Below are 20,951 nucleotides of genomic sequence, written 5' to 3'. Positions count from 1 at the left end.
CACACAACTAACCTTCCTATTTATCTTACTTTTAATTTATTTAATCTTAAAAATAAAAAGTAATATCTTTTTACTTGTCTCTATTCTTTAGCTATATTTTTATAGAATATTCAATAATTATTACTCTGTTCTTCCATAAACATCTTCAAGGCGAATTATATCATCCTCTCCAACATATGAGCCTGACTGTACTTCAATAACTTCCAAAGGTTCTTCTCCATAGTTTGCTAGCCGGTGTTCTACACCTACAGGAATATATATAGACTGATTAACTTTTACTATATGCTCTGCTTTATTTATAGTAACATTAGCTATTCCATATACAACAATCCAATGTTCTGCTCTATATTGATGTAACTGAAGTGATAATGTAGCTCCAGGAGAAACAGTAATTTTTTTTACTTTATAACCTGTACTAGAAAAAAGTGTTTCATAACTTCCCCAAGGACGGAAAACACGCATGTGAGTTTCAGACTCTGTACGACCTGAAATACGTAATTGTTCCAATAAATTTTTTACATTTTGTGTTTGATTTCTATCCACAACTAGAACAGCGTCTGCTGTTTCAACAACAATAATATTTTTAACACCTAATGCACATACAAGACGTTGTGTAGAATTAAGGTAACAATTTTCAGTATCTTGAGCTATAACGTCTCCAGATACAACATTTCCCATACTGTCATGTACCTCTGCATTATAAAATGATTCCCATGAACCCAGATCACTCCAATTGGTTTCAAGTTTAACCATATAAAGCTTTTCTGTTTTTTCCATTATGACATAATCAATAGAACCTGAAGGTGATTGTAAAAACTTTTGACTATTAGGACGGAAAAAACCTAAGGGATCCTGAGTACGCTCATCCCACCCTTGCTTACAAGCACTAAAAATTTGTGGTGCTAATAATTCTAACTCATTTAGATAAGTTGAAGCACGAAAAAGAAAAATTCCACTATTCCATGCATAATTGCCTAATGCAAGAAACTCTTTTGCCCTAGCTTTACTAGGCTTTTCAGTAAAGTTTAAAATTTTAAAAATACCATCACTAACTTCTTGCCCATATTGTAAATAACCAAAACCTGACTCTGGACCTGTAGGATTCACCCCAAATGTTACAAAATGTCCTTCAATGGCAACTGAAATTCCACTCATTACTGCTGAGTGAAAAATAGAATTAGAACCGATAAGGTGATCTGAAGGCAAAACAAGAATAAGAGGATCGCTTTCTAACTCACTAACCGCAGATACTCCAAGGGCAATTGCAGGGGCTGTATTTTTCCCTTCTGGCTCTAAAATAATTGTTGCAACCCTATTTTGTTGTTGTAACAATTTCGAAACAAAAAAACGGTGTTCCTCATTACAGACTACTATAGGATTTTGGACATTTCTTAACGAAGCTATACACGACAATGTATTCTCAAATAGAGTGCCAGAACCAAAATTAATGAATTGTTTTGGATAATATTCTCTTGATAACGGCCATAAGCGAGTACCACTTCCTCCACACAAAATGATAGGATAAATGTTATTCATCATAGGTCCTCAAGAGTTATATTATTAATAATGAGCTATTACCAAAACTAATAAAAATTAATAAGGTGATGTACTGTTAATTTATTTCTAATAACACTACATTTAATTTATTATTACATTATTGAAAATAGATAAGAAGATAAAAGTAAAATTTCAATATAAATCTTATAGAAAAGAAAAATTAGTCATAACTGCGTCAAATAAAATAATACATAATAATAATAATAATAATAAAAGGTCACCTATAAATGAAAAGGTGACCTTTTATTATTATGTATTATTCAATGAAAATTACTAAATACTCTTTTCATCAATTTTTTGACAAGTAAACTCAATCATTGCCATAGGAGCACAATCACCTTTTCTTCTTAATGCAAGGCGCGTAATTCTAGTATAACCACCAGGAACATTAACAAACGCTGGAGCTACATTATTAAATAGATGCTTTACCAACTGATGATCACCCATTGATTGAAAAGCTAATCTACGTGAATGTAAGTCATTTCTTAAAGCCAGTGTGATAAGAGGTTCTACAATCCTCCGTAATTCTTTGGCTTTTGTCTCAGTTGTACAAATTTTTCCATGCTTAATAAGTTCATTTGCCATATTCCGAAATAATGCTTTTCGATGAGATGGGGTTCTATTTAATTTTTTACCAGAATTTTTATGCCTCATGATGTTGCTTCCTTTTCCATTCTTGGTATTTTTTCTCAAATCCGTCAATCTTCATACCAAAATCAAGCCCCATACTAGTAAGAAGTGCCTTAATTTCATCAAGAGATTTTTTCCCAAAATTCTTTGTCTTTAACATATCAGCTTCTGCCTTTTGGACAAGCTCTCCAACAGTCGAAATATTAGCACTACGTAAACAATTTGTAGCACGTACAGAAAGTTCAAGTTCATCAATACCTTTAAACAGATTATCATTCAGATCTGAACTACCGCTACCTTCATTTCCACCACTCCCTGAGATACGCTCATCAAAATTAATAAAAACAGAAATTTGATCTTTGATAATTTTAGCACTGTATGCAATAGCATCTTCAGGAGAAACTGAACCATCTGTCCATACTTCCAGCACTAACTTATCATAGTTTGTCATCTGACCAACACGTGCTTGTTCTACTACATAAGTTACATTACGAATTGGTGAAAAACTTGAATCTAACTTAATAAGACCAATTTCCTCATGAAGATCTTCATGCATTTCTGCAGGAACATAGCCCTTACCCATACGAACTTCAAACTCCATTCGAAGCTCAATATCTTCTGTTAATGTTGCAATATGTTGTTCTGGATTTAAAACTTCAACATGTTGATTCGTTTGGATATCAGCGGCAGTAACAATCCCTTTTTTAGATACAAAAAGAGAAAGGTGCTGTGGTTCATCTGTATCCATAGCTAAACGAACCTGTTTCAGGTTAAGAATAATATCTGTTACATCTTCAAGTATTCCAGGAATAGTTGTAAACTCATGTTGAACACCAAGAATTTTTACAGATACAAATGCAGCACCCTGAAGAGATGAAAGTAACACCCTTCGTAATGCATTACCAATAGTAATACCATACCCACGTTCAAGTGGTTCATACTCAAAACGTCCGTATGTCGTAGTATTGGATTCCATATTATTTATCACTGCTTCTGGACGTACAAGTTTTGCCCAGTTACGTGAATTAATAAGCCTAGTTCCTTCTCTAAAGAGCATATAATCCTCCACCTATTTGGAGTAAAGCTCAACAATAAGATGCTCATTAATGGGGAATTGAATATCTTCACGCTGAGGTAGCGCCTTTACAACACCCTTAAAAGTGGAAGCATCTAATTCAAGCCAAGATGGGCACCCACGACGACCAACTATCGATTGTGCGTCAGCAACAACAGATATTTTACGATTTTTTTCAGGTACCTCAATACTATCTCCAACATTAACTTGCAATGAAGGGATAGTGACCTTATGTCCGTTTAATGTAAAAATTCCATGTCTAATAAGTTGACGTGCTTGAACGCGTGAATTTGCAAGTCCAAGACGATACACAACATTATCAAGACGACGTTCTAAATAAGAAAGCAAATTTACTCCTGTAATACCTTTTGCCATATCAGCATGGACAAAATATTCTCGAAACTGCTTTTCTAATACACCATATACTCGACGAACTTTTTGTTTCTCACGTAGTTGTATGGCATAATCACTCATTTTTTTCCGTACACGACCATGTTGTCCAGGAGCATATGGTCGACGATCATATGCACACTTATCAGTAAAACAACGATCACCTTTTAAAAAAAGCTTAGTTCCTTCACGACGACATAAACGACATTTGGCATCATTATATTTAGCCAAGACAATCCTCCTCTAGTAAAAACTAGACACGACGCCTCTTAGGTGGGCGACAACCATTATGTGGAATGGGGGTAATATCACGAATAAAAGCAACTTTAAATCCTACAGCATTAATAGCACGCATAGCAGATTCACGTCCAGAACCTGGCCCTTTTACATATATCCCCACAGTACGCATACCATTATCTTGAGCACGACGTGCAGCCTGTTCTGCTGCAACTTGTGCTGCAAAAGGAGTTGATTTACGTGAACCTTTAAAACCACTTTGACCAGAACTTGCCCAACTAATAGTATTTCCACGTGGGTCTGTAAATGTAATTATTGTATTGTTAAAAGATGCTTGAATATGAACTACTCCAACAGGAATATTTTTCTTTTCACGTTTTTTCCCAATACGTTTTGGTTTAGCCATAACTTCTCTTTTATATAATAGACTTGAATTAACTAATGATTAAAAAAGTATAAATTTTACTTTTTCTTTCCTACAGCACCTTTTCTTGGTCCTTTTCTTGTACGTGCATTTGTATGAGTACGCTGACCATGAACAGGAAGACCCTTTCGATGCCTAAGACCTCTGTAGCAGCCAATATCCATTAAACGTTTAATATTAGCTGACACTTCTCTACGTAACTCTCCTTCTACCTTATAATTTTTCTCAAGCTCTTTACGAACTTCATTCAACTCTTCAGCAGAAAGATCATCAATACTACGACTCCAGTTAATACCTACAGCATCAAGAACTTTTAGAGCTGTTACTCTACCAACACCATAAATATAACTTAATGCTATATCTGAACGTTTACCTCTTGGCAAATCAATACCAGCTATTCTAGCCACAGTTTTTCTCCTAACTATTAACCTTGGCGTTGTTTATGCCTAGGATTTTCACAGATAACTCTAAGTATCCCCCTACGCCTAATAACTTTGCATTTGGGACAAATTCTTTTTACAGATGGTCTAACTTTCATGGCTACTTCCACACCTTACCAGTTAATTCTTACTTATTTATATAAAACAGGAAGCCTTAACTTTTTTAAAATATTTTGTCAAATACTAAATTATACTAGACTATCTAACACACAAGGTCCAGATGGAAGTATAGCAACGCTGTGCTCGAAATGAGCAGCTAAACTTCTATCACAAGTTATAGCTGTCCATTTATCTTCTAATATTTCTACCTCTGGAGAACCTATTGTTACCATAGGCTCAATTGCTAATACCATTCCTACCTTTAAAGGTATTCCTAAACCTACAGTAGGAACAAAATTAGGAACTTCAGGCTTTTCATGCAACCCTATGCCAATTCCATGTCCTACAAAACGTTTAACTATATGAAAGCCTGCACTTTCCACATGATGCTGAATTGCAGAAGAAATGTCATATAAATGATTTCCTGCTCTTGTCTCTAACACACCAAGTTCTAAGCTTTCTCTTGTTATCTGTATAAGTTGAGATGCTTCCGATGAAATAGTACCTACAGGAACTGTCCTAGCAGCATCACCATAAAATCCTTGGTATAAAACCCCAACATCAAAGCTAACTATATCTCCTTCTTGAAGAATTTTTTTTTCTGATGGGACACCATGAACAACAGCTTCATTTACAGAACAACATAGTGCATACGGATATCCATAATAACCCTGGAATGCTGGTTTAACTTTGAATTCACGACACATTTGTTGCACAATGTCTTCAAAATAAAGAGTAGATAATCCAGGTCTAACTTGTTTTTCTAATTCTTCAAGTATGGTAGCTACCATACGATTTGCTTCTTTAAGAATTCCTATTTCTCTTTCATTTTTAAGGAATGTACCTCTATATTTTTTCACAAGTTAGCCTCGTCCTTTAGTCTTTTTATTCATGAGCCCTTCATACTGTTTAGATATGAAATGTGACTCAATTTGAGACATAAAGTCCATTGCAACACCAACTAAAATAAGAATACTTGTCCCCCCAAAATAAAATGGGACATTAAATTGAGAAATAAGCATCATAGGTAAAATTGAAATAATTGAAATATATACCCCCCCCCAAAGAGTAAGTCTTGAAAGGACTCCATCAAGATATTCACATGTCTTCTCTCCTGGACGAATACCAGGAATAAAACCACCAGCTTTTTTTAAATTTTCTGAAATATCTTTAGAATCAAAAATAATTGCTGTATAAAAATAACAAAAAAAGAAAATAAGTACTAAAAAAATACAATTATAAAGTATAGTTGATGGCGAAAACCAAACTGCAATATCTTTTAACCAATCAGAAATATCAAAACTAGCCATTGTAGCAGGAAATAAAAGAAGACTTGAAGCAAAAATAGGTGGAATTACACCTGCTGTATTAACACGGAGAGGCAAGTGTGTTGATTGTCCACCATAAACCTTTCTTCCTAGCTGTCTTTTTGCATATTGTATAGGAATTCTTCGTTGAGCTCTTTCCATAAAAACAACACCAGTTAATACAGCAAACATAAATAACATTAAAACTAATGCGATTAGTATATTCATATCACCAAGTATTATTAACTGATATGTTTTGACTATTGCACCAGGAATACCAACAACAATTCCAGAAAATATAATTAAAGATATTCCATTACCGATACCTTTTTCTGAAATTTGCTCACCAAGCCACATAATTAGAACAGTCCCTGCAGTTAAGGTTAAAACTGTTACAATTCTAAATACCCAGCCTGGTTCCAATACAATAGGTATATTAGTAGGACTATACATACTTTCAAGACCAATAGCAATGCCAATTCCTTGAATAAGAGTAATAATCACCGTTCCATAACGAGTATATTGTGTTATTTTGTATCGTCCTGCTGCACCTTCCTCTTTTGCCATTCTCTTAAAGTCAGGAATAATTACCTGTAATAACTGCATAATAATTGAAGCAGAAATATATGGCATAATCCCAAGTGCAAACACTGATACATTTCTCAAGCCTCCACCTGAGAACATATCAAATAATCCAAACAAGGTTCCTGCTACACTTTCAAAAAAATGAGTAAGAGCAATTCCGTCAACTCCTGGAACAGGAATATGGACGCCAATACGATAGGCACACAAAAGTCCTACTGTCCATAATAATTTTATCTTTAATTCAGGTGCTGCATTAAGAGTTGTAGTACTAACGGCCATATAATATACCCCTATTTTTCTATAATCTTTGCTTGACCACCTACTTCATGAAGCTTCTTCAATGCAGACCGACTAAATTTATGTGCTTCAATTGTCACTATATTAGAAATGCTACCTGAACCAAGAATTTTTACAGGGGTACCCACAGAGCATAATTTATGGCTATAAATATCTTCAAGTAAAATTTCATTTTTCCCTTTAAAAAAAGTTGTTAACCAATCCAAATTAAAAATTGCATATTCAACTTTAAAAAATGCATTTTTAAATCCATGTTTTGGTAAACGTCGCTGTAATGGCATTTGGCCACCTTCAAAGCCTGGGCGAACGCCTCCACCTGAGCGGGCATTTTGTCCCTTATTCCCTTTCCCTGAAGTACAACCTAAACCAGAAGCAGAACCACGCCCGACTCTTTTACGCAATTTACGCTCTTCTAAAAATGGGTAAAGTGTGGTTAAGTTCATAAATTACTTACCTCAACTAAATGTGATACCTTAATAATCATACCTTGAATAGAAGCACTATCTGTAAAAGTTTTTACCATTTCACGACGACGAAGCCCAAGTGCATCCAAAACTTTACGCTGAATAGGAGTACAGTTGATGCGACTTCTTTTCAACTTTATTCTAATATAAGACATATCATTATTTCCTTGGTGCTTCTAACAATTTACCACGAATATTGCTCACCAATTGTGCACTACGTAATGCTGACAAGCCTGCCATTGTAGCTCGAAGAACATTATGAGGGTTATTTGTACCAATAGCTTTTGCAAGTACATCTGTAACTCCTGCTGCTTCCATTATAGCTCGAACTGCACCCCCAGCAATTATACCTGTACCACGAGATGCTGGCTTAAGCATTACACTACCTGCACCAAACTCTCCAAGTATTTCATATGGAAGAGTACCTTCAATAAGAGGAATTTTCATCATTGCTTTTCGTGCTTGTTCTGTTGCTTTTCTTAATGCTTCAGGAACTTCTTGTGCTTTCCCAAGACCAAAACCAACACTCCCCTTACCATCACCAACAACCACAAGCGCACTAAAGCTAAAACGACGACCACCCTTTACCACTTTAGCTACACGGTTTAAAGAAACAACTTTTTCAATGAAGCCTAATTCACTTTGTTCCATAATAAAAGCCTCTTCCTAACTAACCTAAAACTTTAATCCGCCTTCACGAGCACCATCTGCTACTGCCTTTACCCTACCATGGTACAAATATCCATTACGATCAAATACAATTTTTATAATCTGTTTTTCTATTGCTAAACGTGCAATCTCTTTCCCAACTAATGTTGAACCAGATTTATTAGCACGAATATTTATTCCATTATCTTTTAAAGAAAGAGTTGAAGTTGTTAAAAGAGTAGATCCTGTAATATCATCAACAAGTTGTGCATAAATGTGTAAGTTAGATCTAAAAATTACTAGTCTTGGTTGGTCAGCAGTACCAAAAATTTTTTTTCTAATTCGAATTTTACGATGTTGTCTAAGTTTATTCTTACTTTTAATACTCATAACTACTCCTAACTACTTTTTCCCCTTGCCACCTGACTTACCAGCTTTTCGACGTATAATTTCACTTTCATACTTAATACCTTTACCTTTATATGGTTCAGGTTTACGTATACGACGAATCCGTGCTGCCATCTCACCTACTAGGACTTTATCAGATCCCATAATTGTAAGCTTTTGACCTTCTGCTTTTGCAGTAATACCATCAGGTAGTTCAATATGTACAGGATGAGAATAACCTACAGACAATTCAACTATGTTACCTTTTACTGAAACACGATATCCCACACCAATTACTTCAAGTGTTTTTGAAAAACCTTTAGTTACCCCTTCTATACAATTAGCTAAAAGAGTTCGACGTAATCCATACTGTGCTAATGATTCACGTGTATCAAAATTACAAGTTAAAATTATTTTATCTTCTTTATGCTCATAAGAAAGGAGTTCACACTTTGGTGTAACAAGAGTTGCCTTTGGTCCTTTTATACTAATATTTTTTTCACCAAATGTAATTTCCACACCAGCTGGAATCATAATAGGTAACTTTCCAATTCTTGACATAATATCCCTACCATACTTCACATAAAAGCTCTCCACCCACTTTTGAGCAACGAGCTTTATTACAGCCAATCACACCAATCGATGTAGAAAGAATACAAATACCTAATCCATTTTGTACAGAAGGAATATCATGTGTACTTACATAAACTCTTCTTCCAGATTTACTTATACGCCTCAAGCCTTCAATAGCAGCTTTGCCTTTATAATATTTGAAGTAAAGAGTAATAGTACCATTATTCAAAGTTAATTCATTAATATAACCCTCTTCTTTAAGAATATTTGCAATAGAATATTTTATCTTTGAATATGGGATTGCTACATCTTTATGTAGAGCCAACTGTGCATTACGAATACGTGTTAACATATCCGAAATAGGATCAGTCATCATTAATATATTCTCCTAACACATTGCATTATTACCAGCTTGATTTACGAACACCAGGCAGCTCACCACGATGAGCCATATTACGAACACATATACGACATAAACCAAACTTACGCATAAAAGCACGCCCTCTACCACATATAGGACAACGATTATATGCACGAACAAAAAATTTAGGTTTACGTCTTGCCTTTACTTCAAGAGAAGTACGTGACACAATTTTGACCCCTTATTTTATTTTTTAAAAGGCATTCCTAATAAATCTAATAGAACTTTACCTTCACTGTCTAATACAGCACTAGTAACTATAGTAATATTCATACCTTTAGTGTTTTCAATACGATCTATCTCCAGTTCAGGAAAAATAGAATGTTCCTTAATACCAAGTGTAAAGTTCCCATGACCATCAAAACCATTTTCTGAAACACCACGAAAATCTCGGACTCGAGGTAATGCAAAATTCATTAACTTATCAAGAAAATCCCACATACGCTCTTTTCTTAAAGTTACCCTACAGCCTATCGGCATCCCTTCACGCAACTTAAATGATGCAATTGACTTCTTAGCGCGAGTTATAACAGCTTTTTGACCAGCAATTAAAGAAAGCTCTGATATTGCCTCTTCCATAATTTTATTGCTTTGACTAGCAACACCAAGTCCAATATTGAGTGAAATTTTTTCAATTGTAGGAACTTGCATAATAGACTTATAAAGAAATTCTTTTTGTAAAGCTGGAACTACTTTTTCTTGATAAAATTTTTCAAGTCGTGTCATAATATCACCTTATAGTGACTCATTACATTTTTTACAAATACGTAATTTTTTACCACTTTCAGAATAACGATAGTGTACGCGTGTTGGAGATGTACACGAAGAGCAAATAATCATTAGATTAGAAGTAACTATAGGCAATTCTTTTTCTATTATGCCACCATGTTCACGACGATATGGATTTGGTTTTACATGACGCTTAACTATGTTTACTTTTTCTACTAGTATTCTATTATGCTTATGACAAACTTTAAGAACCTTGCCAATTTTACCTTTATCTTTGCCAGCAATAACCATTACTTTATCATTTTTATGTATGCGTATTTGTTGCATAATATTTCCTATAAAACTTCAGGTGCAAGAGATATAATTTTCATAAAATTTCGTGCACGCAATTCTCGTGCTACAGGACCAAATATACGAGTTCCTACTGGCTCTCCTTGCTTAGAAAGTAATACAGCAGCATTAGAATCAAACTTAATATATGAACCATCCATCCGACGAACTTCCTTTTTAGTTCTAACAATTACAGCTTGTAATACTTCACCTTTTTTAACTTTACTATGTGGAATTGCTTCTTTAACTGAAACTACTATAATATCTCCCACAGTAGCATAACGTCTCTTAGAACCACCTAACACTTTAATACATGCAACCTTTTTAGCCCCTGAATTATCAGCAACTTGAAGTGTAGACTCAACTTGAATCATAATAACTCTCCCCTATTAAACAGCCTTTTCAAGTATTGCCACAAGATGCCAACGTTTATTCCGGCTTAATGGACGAAACTCTATTATTTTTACTGTATCACCAATACTACATTCATTTAATGGATCATGAGCAGTAAACTTTTTTCTATGTCGAATAAATTTTTTAAGTAAAGGATGCTTCACAAGTGTTTCAACATGCACAATAATAGTTTTATCATTTTTGTCGCTAATCACCGTACCAACAAGCACACGACCATTACATTTTGCTATTATCTGAGGCATAGCTATACCTTTTCCTTCAATATTGTCAAAATCCGTGCAATATCTCTTCTTAATACTAAAAGAGATGATGTCTTTTCCAGTTGACCTGCAGCATGCTGAAAGCGTAATTTAAAAAGCTCTTCACGTTTTTCAGCTAACTTTAATTTTAAACTTGCTTCATCCATTAGCTGATATTTATTATCTTTCACTACAGCCTCTCTTTTAAAACAATAACTGTTTTTACTGGTAATTTGTGTGCTGCACGAATTAATGCTTCTCTAGCAAGATCAATATTTACACCTTTTATTTCATACAAAATACGGCCTGGCTTTACTGGTGCACACCAACCTACTGGAGAACCCTTACCACTACCTTGACGTGTTTCTAGTGGCTTTGCTGTAATAGGATGATCAGGAAATACTCTAATCCAAACTTTTCCTCCACGCTTTATATGACGCATCATTGCAATACGAGCTGCCTCAATTTGTTGACTTGTTAACTTTCCATGCTCAGTTGACTTCAAGGCAATATCGCCATATGCAATAGAAATTCCACGTAATGCTGGACCACGCAAACGTCCTTTCTGCCATTTTCGAAATTTTACTTTTTTAGGTGCAAGCATTATTTTTCAACCTCTTTATCAAGGACTTCACCCTTATAAATCCATACCTTGACTCCAATAATACCATATGTTGTATGTGCCTCAGCAAAACCATAATCAATATCTGCACGTAGTGTTTGTAAGGGTACACGTCCATCACGATACCATTCTGTACGAGCAATTTCAGCACCAGCCAGTCGGCCAGAACAAGTTATTTTTATTCCCTCTGCACCAAACTTACGAGCCATACTAACAGTTCTTTTCATTGCTCGACGAAAAGCTACACGACGCTCAAGTTGCATAGCAATATTCTCAGCTACAAGTTGTGCATCTACTTCTGGACGACGGACTTCAGTAACCTCAAGAGAAAATTCTTGTCCAAAATTTTTGCGTAATTCTAGACGAAGCTTTTCAATTTCAACTCCCTTACGACCAATAACTATACCTGGACGTGCAGTAGATAACATTAAACATATCTTTCCACCTGCACGCTCAATCTCCATTTTAGAGATACCAGCACTATATAATAATTTTTTTATATAACTACGAATTTTGTAATCTTCATATATAAAATTTGCATAATCTTTTTTGCTAAACCAACGAGACTGCCAATTTTTATTATACCCAAGCCTAAATCCATATGGATGTACTTTTTGTCCCATGATTTATTCCTGCCCCTCTGATAATACCACTGAAATATGGCTACTTCTTTTACGAATATGAGTAGCACGACCTTGTGCACGTGGCATAAAACGCTTCCATGTAGGTCCTTCATTCACTATTACTTCTTTAACAATCAAAGTATCTACATCTAGCTTTGCATTATGCTCTGCATTTGCAAGCGCAGAACGCATTACACCTAAAATAATACCTGCTGACTTGTTAGGAGTAAATTTCAATATATTCATTGCTAACTCAACAGTTTTTCCTTTAACATTAGAAGCAATAAGCCTTGCCTTCCTAGGTGAAACACGTATAAATTTAGCACATGCTTTTGACTCCATATTACTTCACCACTACTTTTTTGCCTTTGTCTTTTTATCACCAGCATGACCATAAAAAGTACGTGTAGGAGAAAATTCTCCAAGCTTATGGCCAACCATATTCTCAGTTATAAAAACAGGAAGAAATTTTTTACCGTTATGAACAGCAAACGTTAATCCTACCATCTCAGGTAAAATTGTTGATCTACGAGACCAAGTCTTCAAAACTCGTCTGTCATTATTAGCTATTGCGGCATCAACTTTCTTCATAAGATCTTTATCCACAAAAGGGCCTTTTTTCAAAGATCTAGGCATAACTACTCCTATTTTTGCCCACGACGCTTAACTATTAAGCGTGAAGAAGGTTTCTTTTTATCTCGAGTTTTGTAACCTTTAGTTGGCATCCCCCATGGAGAAACTGGATGCCGACCACCTGAGCTTCTTCCTTCACCACCACCTAGAGGGTGATCAACAGGGTTCATTGCAACTCCACGAACTTTAGGACGACGTCCTAGCCAACGATTACGCCCAGCTTTACCTAACGAAATATTTTCATGGTGAATATTACCTACCTGCCCTACTGTTGCTGCCCCACTGGCTAAAACCTTACGGACCTCACCTGATGGCATTCTTAACAAAGCATACTTACCCTCTCTAGCCACCAGCTGAGCATAAGCTCCAGCAGAACGACAAAGTTGTCCTCCACGACCAGGATTTAATTCAATATTATGAATTAGTGTTCCAATAGGAATATGAAGCATTGGAAGTGAATTCCCAGGCTTTATATCAGCATCTACGCCTGTTTCTATAATATCACCCTGCTTAATACCTACTGGAGCCAATATGTAACGCTTTTCTCCATCTACATAATGCAATAATGCTATACGTGCTGTACGGTTTGGATCATATTCTATTTGTGCTACTTTTGCTGGAACTCCTACCTTATCTCTTTTAAAATCAATAAGACGATATAACCTTTTAGCACCACCACCTCGACGCCGACTAGTTATATGACCATGATTATTACGACCAGCTTTTTTACAAAGCCCATATGTTAGACTTTTTTCAGGGCTTGAACAAGTAATTTCTTTAAAATCTGAAATAGTCTGGAAGCGACAACCTGGTGAAGTTGGCTTTAAATTACGTATAGCCATTATTATAATCCTTCAAAAAATGAAATCTTCTCTCCTGGGGCAAGAGTCACATATGCCTTTCGACACCCAGAAACATGTACCTTACGACGATTACGTGTGCGTACCCGAGGAGTATAATTAACTACATTTATAGCCATAACTTTAACATTAAAAAGTAACTCTATAGCTTTTTTAACCTCAATTTTATTTGATTGAGGATGTACAAAAAATGCAACTTTTTTTACACTGTCTCTTAGTATAGTTACTTTTTCAGTTATAACAGGACGTAATATAATTTGTGTAGGATGCATATATAAATAACCACCTATTTTAAACGAGCCTCAATATGTTGAACAGCACCCTCTAATAATACAAGCTGTTTATACTTAAGAATATCATATACATTTAAGCGATCATAAGTAAGCAATTTAACATTAGGGACATTACGCATAGAAAGCAAAAGTTGTGTTGACTCCACTGGAGCAACAATAAGAGCCTTATGAAGTCCAAGTATATTTGCAACTCCAACAAAATGCTTTGTTTTTATCTCAGGAAGGACAATATTATCAATTACTATAAGATTTTCTTCTGCAAAACGTGAAGATAATGCCATACATAGCGCTAAGCTACGAATCTTTTTATTGACTTTAAAACTATAATCACGAGGCTGAGGGCCAAAAACTATTCCTCCCCCTCTCCATAATGGAGAACGATTTGAGCCAGCACGTGCACGTCCAGTTCCTTTTTGACGCCAAGGCTTTGCACCACCACCTGAGACATGTCCTCTTGTCTTGACAGAATGAGTTCCTGCACGCTTAGCTGCCAACTGTGCTCTTACTACAAGATGGAGAATTTCTGGCTGCACTTGAACTTCAAATATTTTAGAAGATAAATTAATTTTACCAGTTTCTTCTTTTTGCTGATTATAAACTGTAACAATCGCCATATATTTTCTCCAAACCTATTGCATAGATATAAATAAAAAACTATTTTTTGGCCCTGGAACAGAACCATGTATCAGAATAATATTATCCTCTGGCCGAATATCTACTACAACAAGATTTTGAACTGTCACCTTCTCTGTACCCCAATGGCCAGCCATCTTTTTCCCTTTAAAGACATGTCCAGGGAATGTATTATTACCTATAGAGCCAGCTGCACGATGGACTTTTTCACAACCATGACTATCTTTAGAGCCAGCAAAGTTCCAACGACGCATAGCCCCTTGAAAGCCTTTACCAATACTTTTCCCGGTAATTTTTACTTTATCTCCTACAGAAAATAATCCTACTGTAAGGACTTGTCCTACCTCATAACTTGTTAAGCTACCCTTAAGACGTACCTCTTGTATTTTTCGATAAAGACTTAAACCTGCTTTAGAAAAATGCCCCTGCATAGACTTTGAAACATGTTTCTTTTTCCCTTCACCAAAGGCAATCTGAAGAGCGTTATACCCCTCTTTTTCTACTGTCTTAATTTGCACTATAGGACATGGCCCAGCTTGAACAACAGTTACAGGAACAGCAAATCCATTTCCACCAAAAACCTGAGTCATTCCTAACTTTTGACCCAAAATTCCTATTTTTTCAGACATGACGCCCCTCAAACTCTTCCATTAAAGCTTAATTTCTACATCTACACCAGCAGGCAAACTAAGTTTACCAAGAGCATCTACTGTTTGCTGTGTAGGTTCTAAAATATCCATAAGACGCTTATGGATTCTCATCTCAAATTGCTCACGGGACTTTTTATCTACATGAACAGAACGATTTACTGTAAATTTATGGATATTGGTAGGAAGAGGGATAGGCCCAGCAATACTTGCACCTGTATTTCTTGCTGTATCTACAATTTCTGCTACTGCCTTATCAAGAATGCGATAATCGTATGCCTTTAACTTTATACGTATACGATCACTGCTTACTGTCGTCATTGTCTTACTCCATACTAAATATCAACAAAAACCTATCAGCGCCCACCTAAGATAACTAAAATCAAACAATAGCCCAACCATGGTTAAAGCTAACCTTTATAAGTACTACTTTCTGTTGGCTAGACAGCTAGCACTATGCGGAATATCGGGACAAGAGCCAACCTAGCAGCATCCTAAAAAATTAATAAAAATAATTACTGCTAAGCCTGGCCTAAACTGGAACAGTCCAGGAAAAGACAGGTGGTCCCACAAGGTACTTAGACTATTTAATTAATTATATTCTTACTCTAAAATACACTTTAATTATTAGCAAATTTATATTGCATCTAAAGTGAATCTACCCTTAAAAGTCTATACCTTGTAATTTATTGCTGGCAATCCAACAATAGAATAATCTTTTAAAATTATTCTTCCCTGCCGCACAGGGAATCCCATAACACATAGGAAAGGCATTAATACCTAAGTGAAACATATTCGTCAAGTACTGATGACTCAATGTTATATTTTTTTATTAAAAATTTTTTAACTTAAAAAAAAATTGTATAGTAAATTAAGTAAGATGTGTAGACTTATCAATATAATTGCTAATTACTATTACTTTCCTCAACATATTGATCTTCAATTATCTACTTGTTAGAAAAAAATTAACTATAGGTGTACATATCAACTTTTAATTAGCACAAGCTATAATAACTTACGCTATGTTAGCAGCACTTCTAATTAGAGCAATTTATTAGGACAATAATCATGATAATCCTTTTAGGAACTGTTTTTCTTATTGTTCTTATCTCTGCATTATGCTCAATGATGGAAGCTGCTATATACTCTATCCCTATTACTTATATTGAACACCTTCGTGAACAGGGAAGCAAAAAAGGAGAAAAACTTTATTATTTACATAGTAATATTGATCAGCCTATTACAGCCGTATTAATATTGAATACTATAGCAAATACTGCTGGAGCTGCCCTTGCTGGAGCAATTGCTACAACAACACTTCATGAATCTACTATGCCTTTCTTTGCAGCAATCCTCACCTTGCTTATTTTAGCTTTTGGGGAAATTATACCTAAAACACTAGGTGTTGCTTACTCTAAACGTATTGCTATAATTCTCCTTAATCCTCTCTGTATTCTTATAGTTACTTTAAAACCCCTTATTATGCTTTCAAGCTACTTAACACGACTTGTTTCACCTCGAAAACGTCCTACAGTTACAGAAGATGACATCCGTGCACTTACAAGTCTTTCCAGAGAGTCTGGTCGTATTAAGCCATATGAAGAACATGTCATAAAAAATATCCTTAGTCTTGATTTAAAATATGCTCATGAAATTATGACTCCCAGAACTATGGTCTTTTCACTTCATGAAAACCTTACTGTCTCTGAAGCTTATAGCAACCCCAAAATATGGAACTATAGTCGCATCCCTACTTATGGAGAAAATAACGAAGACATTACTGGCATTATCCAACGATATGAAATTGGACGATATATGACCAATGGAGAAACAGAAAAAAAACTTTTAGAAATTATGCAACCAGCAAAATTTGTCCTTGAAAGTCAAACTGTAGATCATTTACTTCTTGCATTTTTAGAAGAAAGACAACATCTTTTTATTGTACTTGATGAGTATGGGGGATTATCTGGTGTTGTTTCCTTAGAAGATGTATTAGAAACTATGCTTGGAAGAGAAATTGTTGATGAAAGTGATACAACACCTGATCTTAGAGCACTTGCAAAAAAAAGACATAGTGCATTAATCCAAAATAATAAAAATACTCTTTTAAAATAACAGAAATATACCTTTACTCTCTAATAAGTATTAATATAACTTAAAGTGTAAGCTGAAACACCTTTCAAAATAAAGTAGGAGAGTGAGTATGGATAAAAAAACTTCTAATACTACTTATGTATATATAATAGCTCTCTTATTATTCATAGTAGGTATTGGCTATCTTGCATTTATAGGATTCTATGAAAATAGTGTATATTTTCTTAATGTAAAAGAAGCCATAGCAATGCCTAGTGAAAAACTTAAGTCTGCAAGACTTTTTGGTATTGTTATAGCAGAACATTATACACAGCAACATGGAAAAACTATTTCTTTCCAATTAAGAGATAAAGAATATCCTTCAAACGTAATATCTGTTGAATATACAGGAGTTATTCCAGACACCTTCAGAACAGGTGCAGAAGCCATTGTAGAAGGTTCACTTACCCCTGAAGGAATCTTTCAAGCAAAAACACTTATGACAAAATGTCCATCTAAATACGAAAAAGAAGAGAAAAAAAGTTAATTATAATATAGATACAAAAAATAATAACCTAATTTCTTCTCTGAATGAAACAATTAGTAGTAACCAAGATAAGATATAATAAAAATAGTTGTTGGAGTTAAGATGTACTATTTTGCCTTTAGTGTCTTAGCGGCTATTATGACTATAGCTTTAATTGATATCTTCTGGATAGCTAATACACTTTGGCCATGGCATAAATTAAATAAATTCATATTAATAATAAAAAATAAATATCCTAATCAATCATCAAAAAAAGTAAGCCTTACACTTGCAGAAATTACTTCTATAAGTATTACAATATTGCTTTCCATTGCTTCAGGTATTTTAACGTATGCGTTAGCTAGTTATAACTTTTCATTACAATATGTAGCCAGTTATACTGATCAATTTCTACCTCTTTTTTATCGTATTACAGCCTTTTGGGCTGGCCAAGCAGGTTCAATGTTATTCTGGGCACTATCTACTTCCATTGCTAGCTGTATATTTCAACATACTTATCTCTATAAAAAACTTTCTATAGACACAAAACTTTGGTTTTGGATACTTTATTTAAGTATTATGGCATTCTTTGGGCTTCTTCTCATTACATGGAATAACCCATTTATTTTACTTGATATAAAACCTATAGATGGAAATGGCCTTAATCCCTTACTCCAAAATCCAGGCATGATTTTTCATCCACCTTTATTATTTTTAGGATATGGTTGGTTTACTATCCCTGGCTGCCTTGCTCTTGCACAAACAATAAGTAATCAAAAAGAGGAACCTAGCTGGATAGTTATTTCTAAGCCATTTATACTCTCGGCATGGGCATTTCTTACTGCTGGAATTGTTCTTGGAGGATGGTGGGCTTATATGGAACTTGGGTGGGGTGGTTACTGGGCATGGGATCCAGTTGAAAATGCATCCCTCATTCCATGGCTTATATCAACAGCTGCATTACATACTATTATTATTCAAACACATAAAAATGTACTAACTCACATAAACGTTTTTCTTATGGCACTAACAACTCTTTCCACTTTTTTTGCCACTTACCTTGTACGTAGCGGCATTGTTCAATCTGTACATGCATTTGGAACAAGCAATGTTGGGAAACCTCTCCTTATTTTTATAACATTTGCAACAATAACTATTATCTCTATTTTCTATACTGCATACTCAACAAAAGATAACAGTGAACTTTCTACTATTAATAGTCGTATAGGATTTCTTATCTTTACTTCTTGGCTATTACTTGCTCTTGCAATATTAATTCTTCTTGCAACTATGTGGCCAGTCTTTACTTCCTTTTGGAATCAAATAATATTAGGACAATCAATTCTCCAGTCTTCTACTTCCATCAATCAAGAATCTGCAGGAAGTATAGGACTTACGTCAGACTTTTATAATAAAACATGTCTTCCTCTTTTTGCAATACTTATGGCTCTTCTCTCTTTATGTCCTTGGTTAGGATGGACAAGAGGTATCCATAATCTAAAAAATATTACTCTTGTTCTTATTACTTTTTTTACATCTTCATGCATAATGTATCTATCAGGATATCAGTTACCTATCGCCATTCTAGGAGCTTCGTCTGCCTTTGCTATCATGACAAGTACAGTATTACTTGTATTAGACAAACAAACACGTTCAAATAAACCTATGTTACTAGCGTATGGCATTCACTTTGGAGTTGCGCTTATTGCTATGGGAATTGCTTTCTCTGGTCCCTATAAGATAGAAATTGAACAAATACTACATGAAGGAGAAACAATAAAAGTAGGAAATTTTGATATAAAACTTATCAAAATCCAAGAAGGAGAACTAGTTGACTATGCTTATATAGAAGGCTTACTTGAAGTACGTAAGGATGGGAAGTTTATTGATTTTATTGCCCCCCAACGTCGTATTTATAAAAAATGGGGGAAAATGCAATTTGCTGAAGCCGATACTATTCCTTCTCTTGGAAATGAACTTTATGCTTCTCTCTTAGCTGTAGATCATCAAAATCGTGCTCTATTCAGATTAAGCTCTATGCCTTTAGTCAATTGGATTTGGATTGGTGGTGCCATTATAAGTTTGCTACCATTCTTCTCTATTATATCCAGTTATAGGGGAAAAAATTATGCTTCTTCAGCTAATAGCTATCAGCAAAGTATATAGTAATCGGCCTATCCTCAAAAACATATCACTTAATATTACTTCTAATACTATAACATATTTAACAGGAGAAAATGGAGCTGGTAAAAGTACATTACTCAAGATCATGGCAGGGCTTCTAAAACCAACGTCAGGAGAAATTATATTTAACTGTAGCTTAGAAGAAATTGGTTATCTTGGGCATACTCCATTTATTTATCAAGATCTTTCAGCCTATGAAAATCTTCTCTTTTGGGGGCGGCTTTATAAAAAACGTCTTGATAAAAAACAAATAGCAACTGCTATTGAACAAATGAAACTTACTCGTTTCATCTATGAACGTACAAGAACATTTTCACGTGGCATGTTACAACGGCTTAACTTTGCACGAGTGCTGATGTTAAAACCTAAGCTTCTATTATTAGATGAACCTGAATCTGGGCTTGACAACCAATCTCTTTCAATATGTTATAATGAAATTATTAATGCAAAGACTGCAGGTGCTGGTATAGTTTGGATTTCCCATAATCTTATTAAGAATGAAAAGGTAGATCAACATATTATACTTAAAAACAAAAAGATTGAATATACCAAAAAAGAACCTTATGCATTTCAACAATAAGTAACATCAATTGAAATATTGATTTAAAGGA

The 20,951-nt window shown here is 34.8% G+C and carries 34 protein-coding genes; 4 read left to right on the top strand and 30 right to left on the bottom strand.

Annotation, left to right across the window (positions count from 1 at the left end; all coding sequences use genetic code 11):
- Positions 1-120: 120 nt before the first annotated feature.
- The 30 genes from LI_RS05385 to rpsJ all read right to left on the bottom strand — a co-directional run bounded on the left by LI_RS05385 (position 121) and on the right by rpsJ (position 15,878).
- Positions 121-1,539 carry a mannose-1-phosphate guanylyltransferase/mannose-6-phosphate isomerase gene (locus LI_RS05385; protein WP_414738624.1) on the bottom strand — a complete coding sequence of 473 codons (1,419 nt, stop codon included), beginning with the start codon at positions 1,537-1,539 and terminating at the stop codon, positions 121-123.
- A 291-nt stretch (positions 1,540-1,830) separates the two neighbouring features.
- Positions 1,831-2,211 (bottom strand): 50S ribosomal protein L17, encoded by a 381-nt coding sequence (gene rplQ, locus LI_RS05380; protein ID WP_011527066.1) that lies wholly within the window; start codon positions 2,209-2,211, stop codon positions 1,831-1,833.
- The gene (locus LI_RS05375) at positions 2,201-3,244 is read right to left on the bottom strand and encodes a DNA-directed RNA polymerase subunit alpha (RefSeq protein WP_011527065.1); all 1,044 of its coding nucleotides are present in this window, start codon (positions 3,242-3,244) and stop codon (positions 2,201-2,203) included. Before LI_RS05375 ends, rplQ begins: the two co-directional genes overlap by 11 nt.
- A 12-nt stretch (positions 3,245-3,256) precedes the next feature.
- Complete coding sequence (rpsD, locus tag LI_RS05370) at positions 3,257-3,883, bottom strand: 30S ribosomal protein S4 (RefSeq protein WP_011527064.1); 627 nt, start codon at positions 3,881-3,883, stop codon at positions 3,257-3,259.
- Positions 3,884-3,905: 22 nt separating this feature from the next.
- Positions 3,906-4,295 carry a 30S ribosomal protein S11 gene (gene rpsK, locus LI_RS05365; RefSeq protein WP_011527063.1) on the bottom strand — a complete coding sequence of 130 codons (390 nt, stop codon included), beginning with the start codon at positions 4,293-4,295 and terminating at the stop codon, positions 3,906-3,908.
- 56 nt (positions 4,296-4,351) lie between these two features.
- The gene (gene rpsM / locus LI_RS05360; RefSeq protein ID WP_011527062.1) at positions 4,352-4,720 is read right to left on the bottom strand and encodes a 30S ribosomal protein S13; all 369 of its coding nucleotides are present in this window, start codon (positions 4,718-4,720) and stop codon (positions 4,352-4,354) included.
- Between the two features lie 17 nt (positions 4,721-4,737).
- A complete protein-coding gene (gene rpmJ, locus LI_RS07455) occupies positions 4,738-4,851 on the bottom strand; it encodes a 50S ribosomal protein L36 (protein ID WP_076628689.1) in 114 nt (37 codons plus the stop codon).
- Positions 4,852-4,941: 90 nt separating this feature from the next.
- The gene (gene map, locus LI_RS05355) at positions 4,942-5,712 is read right to left on the bottom strand and encodes a type I methionyl aminopeptidase (protein ID WP_011527061.1); all 771 of its coding nucleotides are present in this window, start codon (positions 5,710-5,712) and stop codon (positions 4,942-4,944) included.
- A 3-nt stretch (positions 5,713-5,715) separates the two neighbouring features.
- Entirely contained in the window at positions 5,716-7,023 is a 1,308-nt protein-coding gene (gene secY, locus LI_RS05350; protein ID WP_011527060.1) for a preprotein translocase subunit SecY, read from the bottom strand.
- A gap of 11 nt (positions 7,024-7,034) precedes the next feature.
- Positions 7,035-7,484 (bottom strand): 50S ribosomal protein L15, encoded by a 450-nt coding sequence (gene rplO / locus LI_RS05345; protein ID WP_011527059.1) that lies wholly within the window; start codon positions 7,482-7,484, stop codon positions 7,035-7,037.
- Positions 7,481-7,660: a 50S ribosomal protein L30 gene (rpmD, locus tag LI_RS05340; RefSeq protein ID WP_015353803.1), complete on the bottom strand. Its 180-nt coding sequence runs from the start codon at positions 7,658-7,660 to the stop codon at positions 7,481-7,483. Before rpmD ends, rplO begins: the two co-directional genes overlap by 4 nt.
- Before the next feature lie 4 nt (positions 7,661-7,664).
- Complete coding sequence (gene rpsE, locus LI_RS05335; RefSeq protein ID WP_011527058.1) at positions 7,665-8,156, bottom strand: 30S ribosomal protein S5; 492 nt, start codon at positions 8,154-8,156, stop codon at positions 7,665-7,667.
- A 24-nt stretch (positions 8,157-8,180) separates the two neighbouring features.
- Entirely contained in the window at positions 8,181-8,543 is a 363-nt protein-coding gene (rplR, locus tag LI_RS05330; RefSeq protein ID WP_011527057.1) for a 50S ribosomal protein L18, read from the bottom strand.
- 12 nt (positions 8,544-8,555) lie between these two features.
- Entirely contained in the window at positions 8,556-9,101 is a 546-nt protein-coding gene (rplF, locus tag LI_RS05325; protein ID WP_011527056.1) for a 50S ribosomal protein L6, read from the bottom strand.
- A 7-nt stretch (positions 9,102-9,108) separates the two neighbouring features.
- The gene (rpsH, locus tag LI_RS05320; protein WP_011527055.1) at positions 9,109-9,489 is read right to left on the bottom strand and encodes a 30S ribosomal protein S8; all 381 of its coding nucleotides are present in this window, start codon (positions 9,487-9,489) and stop codon (positions 9,109-9,111) included.
- A 28-nt stretch (positions 9,490-9,517) separates the two neighbouring features.
- Positions 9,518-9,703 carry a type Z 30S ribosomal protein S14 gene (locus LI_RS05315; protein ID WP_015353802.1) on the bottom strand — a complete coding sequence of 62 codons (186 nt, stop codon included), beginning with the start codon at positions 9,701-9,703 and terminating at the stop codon, positions 9,518-9,520.
- A gap of 17 nt (positions 9,704-9,720) precedes the next feature.
- Positions 9,721-10,260 carry a 50S ribosomal protein L5 gene (gene rplE, locus LI_RS05310; RefSeq protein ID WP_011527054.1) on the bottom strand — a complete coding sequence of 180 codons (540 nt, stop codon included), beginning with the start codon at positions 10,258-10,260 and terminating at the stop codon, positions 9,721-9,723.
- A 9-nt stretch (positions 10,261-10,269) separates the two neighbouring features.
- Complete coding sequence (rplX, locus tag LI_RS05305) at positions 10,270-10,590, bottom strand: 50S ribosomal protein L24 (protein ID WP_011527053.1); 321 nt, start codon at positions 10,588-10,590, stop codon at positions 10,270-10,272.
- A gap of 8 nt (positions 10,591-10,598) precedes the next feature.
- Positions 10,599-10,967 (bottom strand): 50S ribosomal protein L14, encoded by a 369-nt coding sequence (gene rplN / locus LI_RS05300; RefSeq protein WP_011527052.1) that lies wholly within the window; start codon positions 10,965-10,967, stop codon positions 10,599-10,601.
- Between the two features lie 15 nt (positions 10,968-10,982).
- The gene (gene rpsQ, locus LI_RS05295) at positions 10,983-11,249 is read right to left on the bottom strand and encodes a 30S ribosomal protein S17 (RefSeq protein WP_011527051.1); all 267 of its coding nucleotides are present in this window, start codon (positions 11,247-11,249) and stop codon (positions 10,983-10,985) included.
- 2 nt (positions 11,250-11,251) lie between these two features.
- On the bottom strand, positions 11,252-11,413 hold the full coding sequence (rpmC, locus tag LI_RS05290) for a 50S ribosomal protein L29 (protein ID WP_172621353.1): 162 nt from the start codon (positions 11,411-11,413) through the stop codon (positions 11,252-11,254).
- Between the two features lie 23 nt (positions 11,414-11,436).
- Positions 11,437-11,850: a 50S ribosomal protein L16 gene (gene rplP, locus LI_RS05285; protein ID WP_011527050.1), complete on the bottom strand. Its 414-nt coding sequence runs from the start codon at positions 11,848-11,850 to the stop codon at positions 11,437-11,439.
- Entirely contained in the window at positions 11,850-12,491 is a 642-nt protein-coding gene (rpsC, locus tag LI_RS05280; RefSeq protein WP_011527049.1) for a 30S ribosomal protein S3, read from the bottom strand. The genes rplP and rpsC overlap by 1 nt, the downstream gene beginning before the upstream one ends.
- Positions 12,492-12,494: 3 nt before the next feature.
- Complete coding sequence (rplV, locus tag LI_RS05275) at positions 12,495-12,833, bottom strand: 50S ribosomal protein L22 (protein ID WP_011527048.1); 339 nt, start codon at positions 12,831-12,833, stop codon at positions 12,495-12,497.
- 12 nt (positions 12,834-12,845) lie between these two features.
- Positions 12,846-13,127, bottom strand: a complete 282-nt coding sequence (rpsS, locus tag LI_RS05270; protein WP_011527047.1) for a 30S ribosomal protein S19 — start codon at positions 13,125-13,127, stop codon at positions 12,846-12,848.
- An 8-nt stretch (positions 13,128-13,135) separates the two neighbouring features.
- Positions 13,136-13,966 (bottom strand): 50S ribosomal protein L2, encoded by an 831-nt coding sequence (gene rplB, locus LI_RS05265; protein WP_011527046.1) that lies wholly within the window; start codon positions 13,964-13,966, stop codon positions 13,136-13,138.
- A 2-nt stretch (positions 13,967-13,968) separates the two neighbouring features.
- Positions 13,969-14,256, bottom strand: a complete 288-nt coding sequence (gene rplW / locus LI_RS05260; protein WP_011527045.1) for a 50S ribosomal protein L23 — start codon at positions 14,254-14,256, stop codon at positions 13,969-13,971.
- 14 nt (positions 14,257-14,270) lie between these two features.
- Positions 14,271-14,891 (bottom strand): 50S ribosomal protein L4, encoded by a 621-nt coding sequence (gene rplD, locus LI_RS05255; RefSeq protein WP_011527044.1) that lies wholly within the window; start codon positions 14,889-14,891, stop codon positions 14,271-14,273.
- Between the two features lie 15 nt (positions 14,892-14,906).
- Positions 14,907-15,539 (bottom strand): 50S ribosomal protein L3, encoded by a 633-nt coding sequence (gene rplC, locus LI_RS05250; protein ID WP_011527043.1) that lies wholly within the window; start codon positions 15,537-15,539, stop codon positions 14,907-14,909.
- A 21-nt stretch (positions 15,540-15,560) separates the two neighbouring features.
- Positions 15,561-15,878 carry a 30S ribosomal protein S10 gene (gene rpsJ, locus LI_RS05245; RefSeq protein ID WP_011527042.1) on the bottom strand — a complete coding sequence of 106 codons (318 nt, stop codon included), beginning with the start codon at positions 15,876-15,878 and terminating at the stop codon, positions 15,561-15,563.
- A gap of 747 nt (positions 15,879-16,625) precedes the next feature.
- Between rpsJ and LI_RS05240 the strand changes: the two genes are divergently transcribed.
- The 4 genes from LI_RS05240 to LI_RS05225 all read left to right on the top strand — a co-directional run bounded on the left by LI_RS05240 (position 16,626) and on the right by LI_RS05225 (position 20,920).
- Positions 16,626-17,672, top strand: a complete 1,047-nt coding sequence (locus tag LI_RS05240) for a hemolysin family protein (protein ID WP_011527041.1) — start codon at positions 16,626-16,628, stop codon at positions 17,670-17,672.
- 88 nt (positions 17,673-17,760) lie between these two features.
- Positions 17,761-18,177, top strand: a complete 417-nt coding sequence (locus LI_RS05235) for a cytochrome c maturation protein CcmE (protein WP_011527040.1) — start codon at positions 17,761-17,763, stop codon at positions 18,175-18,177.
- Between the two features lie 102 nt (positions 18,178-18,279).
- Positions 18,280-20,322 carry a heme lyase CcmF/NrfE family subunit gene (locus LI_RS05230; protein ID WP_223604180.1) on the top strand — a complete coding sequence of 681 codons (2,043 nt, stop codon included), beginning with the start codon at positions 18,280-18,282 and terminating at the stop codon, positions 20,320-20,322.
- Positions 20,285-20,920, top strand: coding sequence for an ABC transporter ATP-binding protein (locus tag LI_RS05225; RefSeq protein WP_011527038.1), 636 nt, complete (start codon positions 20,285-20,287; stop codon positions 20,918-20,920). The genes LI_RS05230 and LI_RS05225 overlap by 38 nt, the downstream gene beginning before the upstream one ends.
- Positions 20,921-20,951 lie beyond the last annotated feature (31 nt).

The sequence above is a fragment of the Lawsonia intracellularis PHE/MN1-00 genome, from assembly GCF_000055945.1.
Classification (GTDB): Bacteria; Desulfobacterota; Desulfovibrionia; order Desulfovibrionales; family Desulfovibrionaceae; genus Bilophila; species Bilophila intracellularis.
This window is presented reverse-complemented; position numbering and strand designations above follow the sequence as displayed.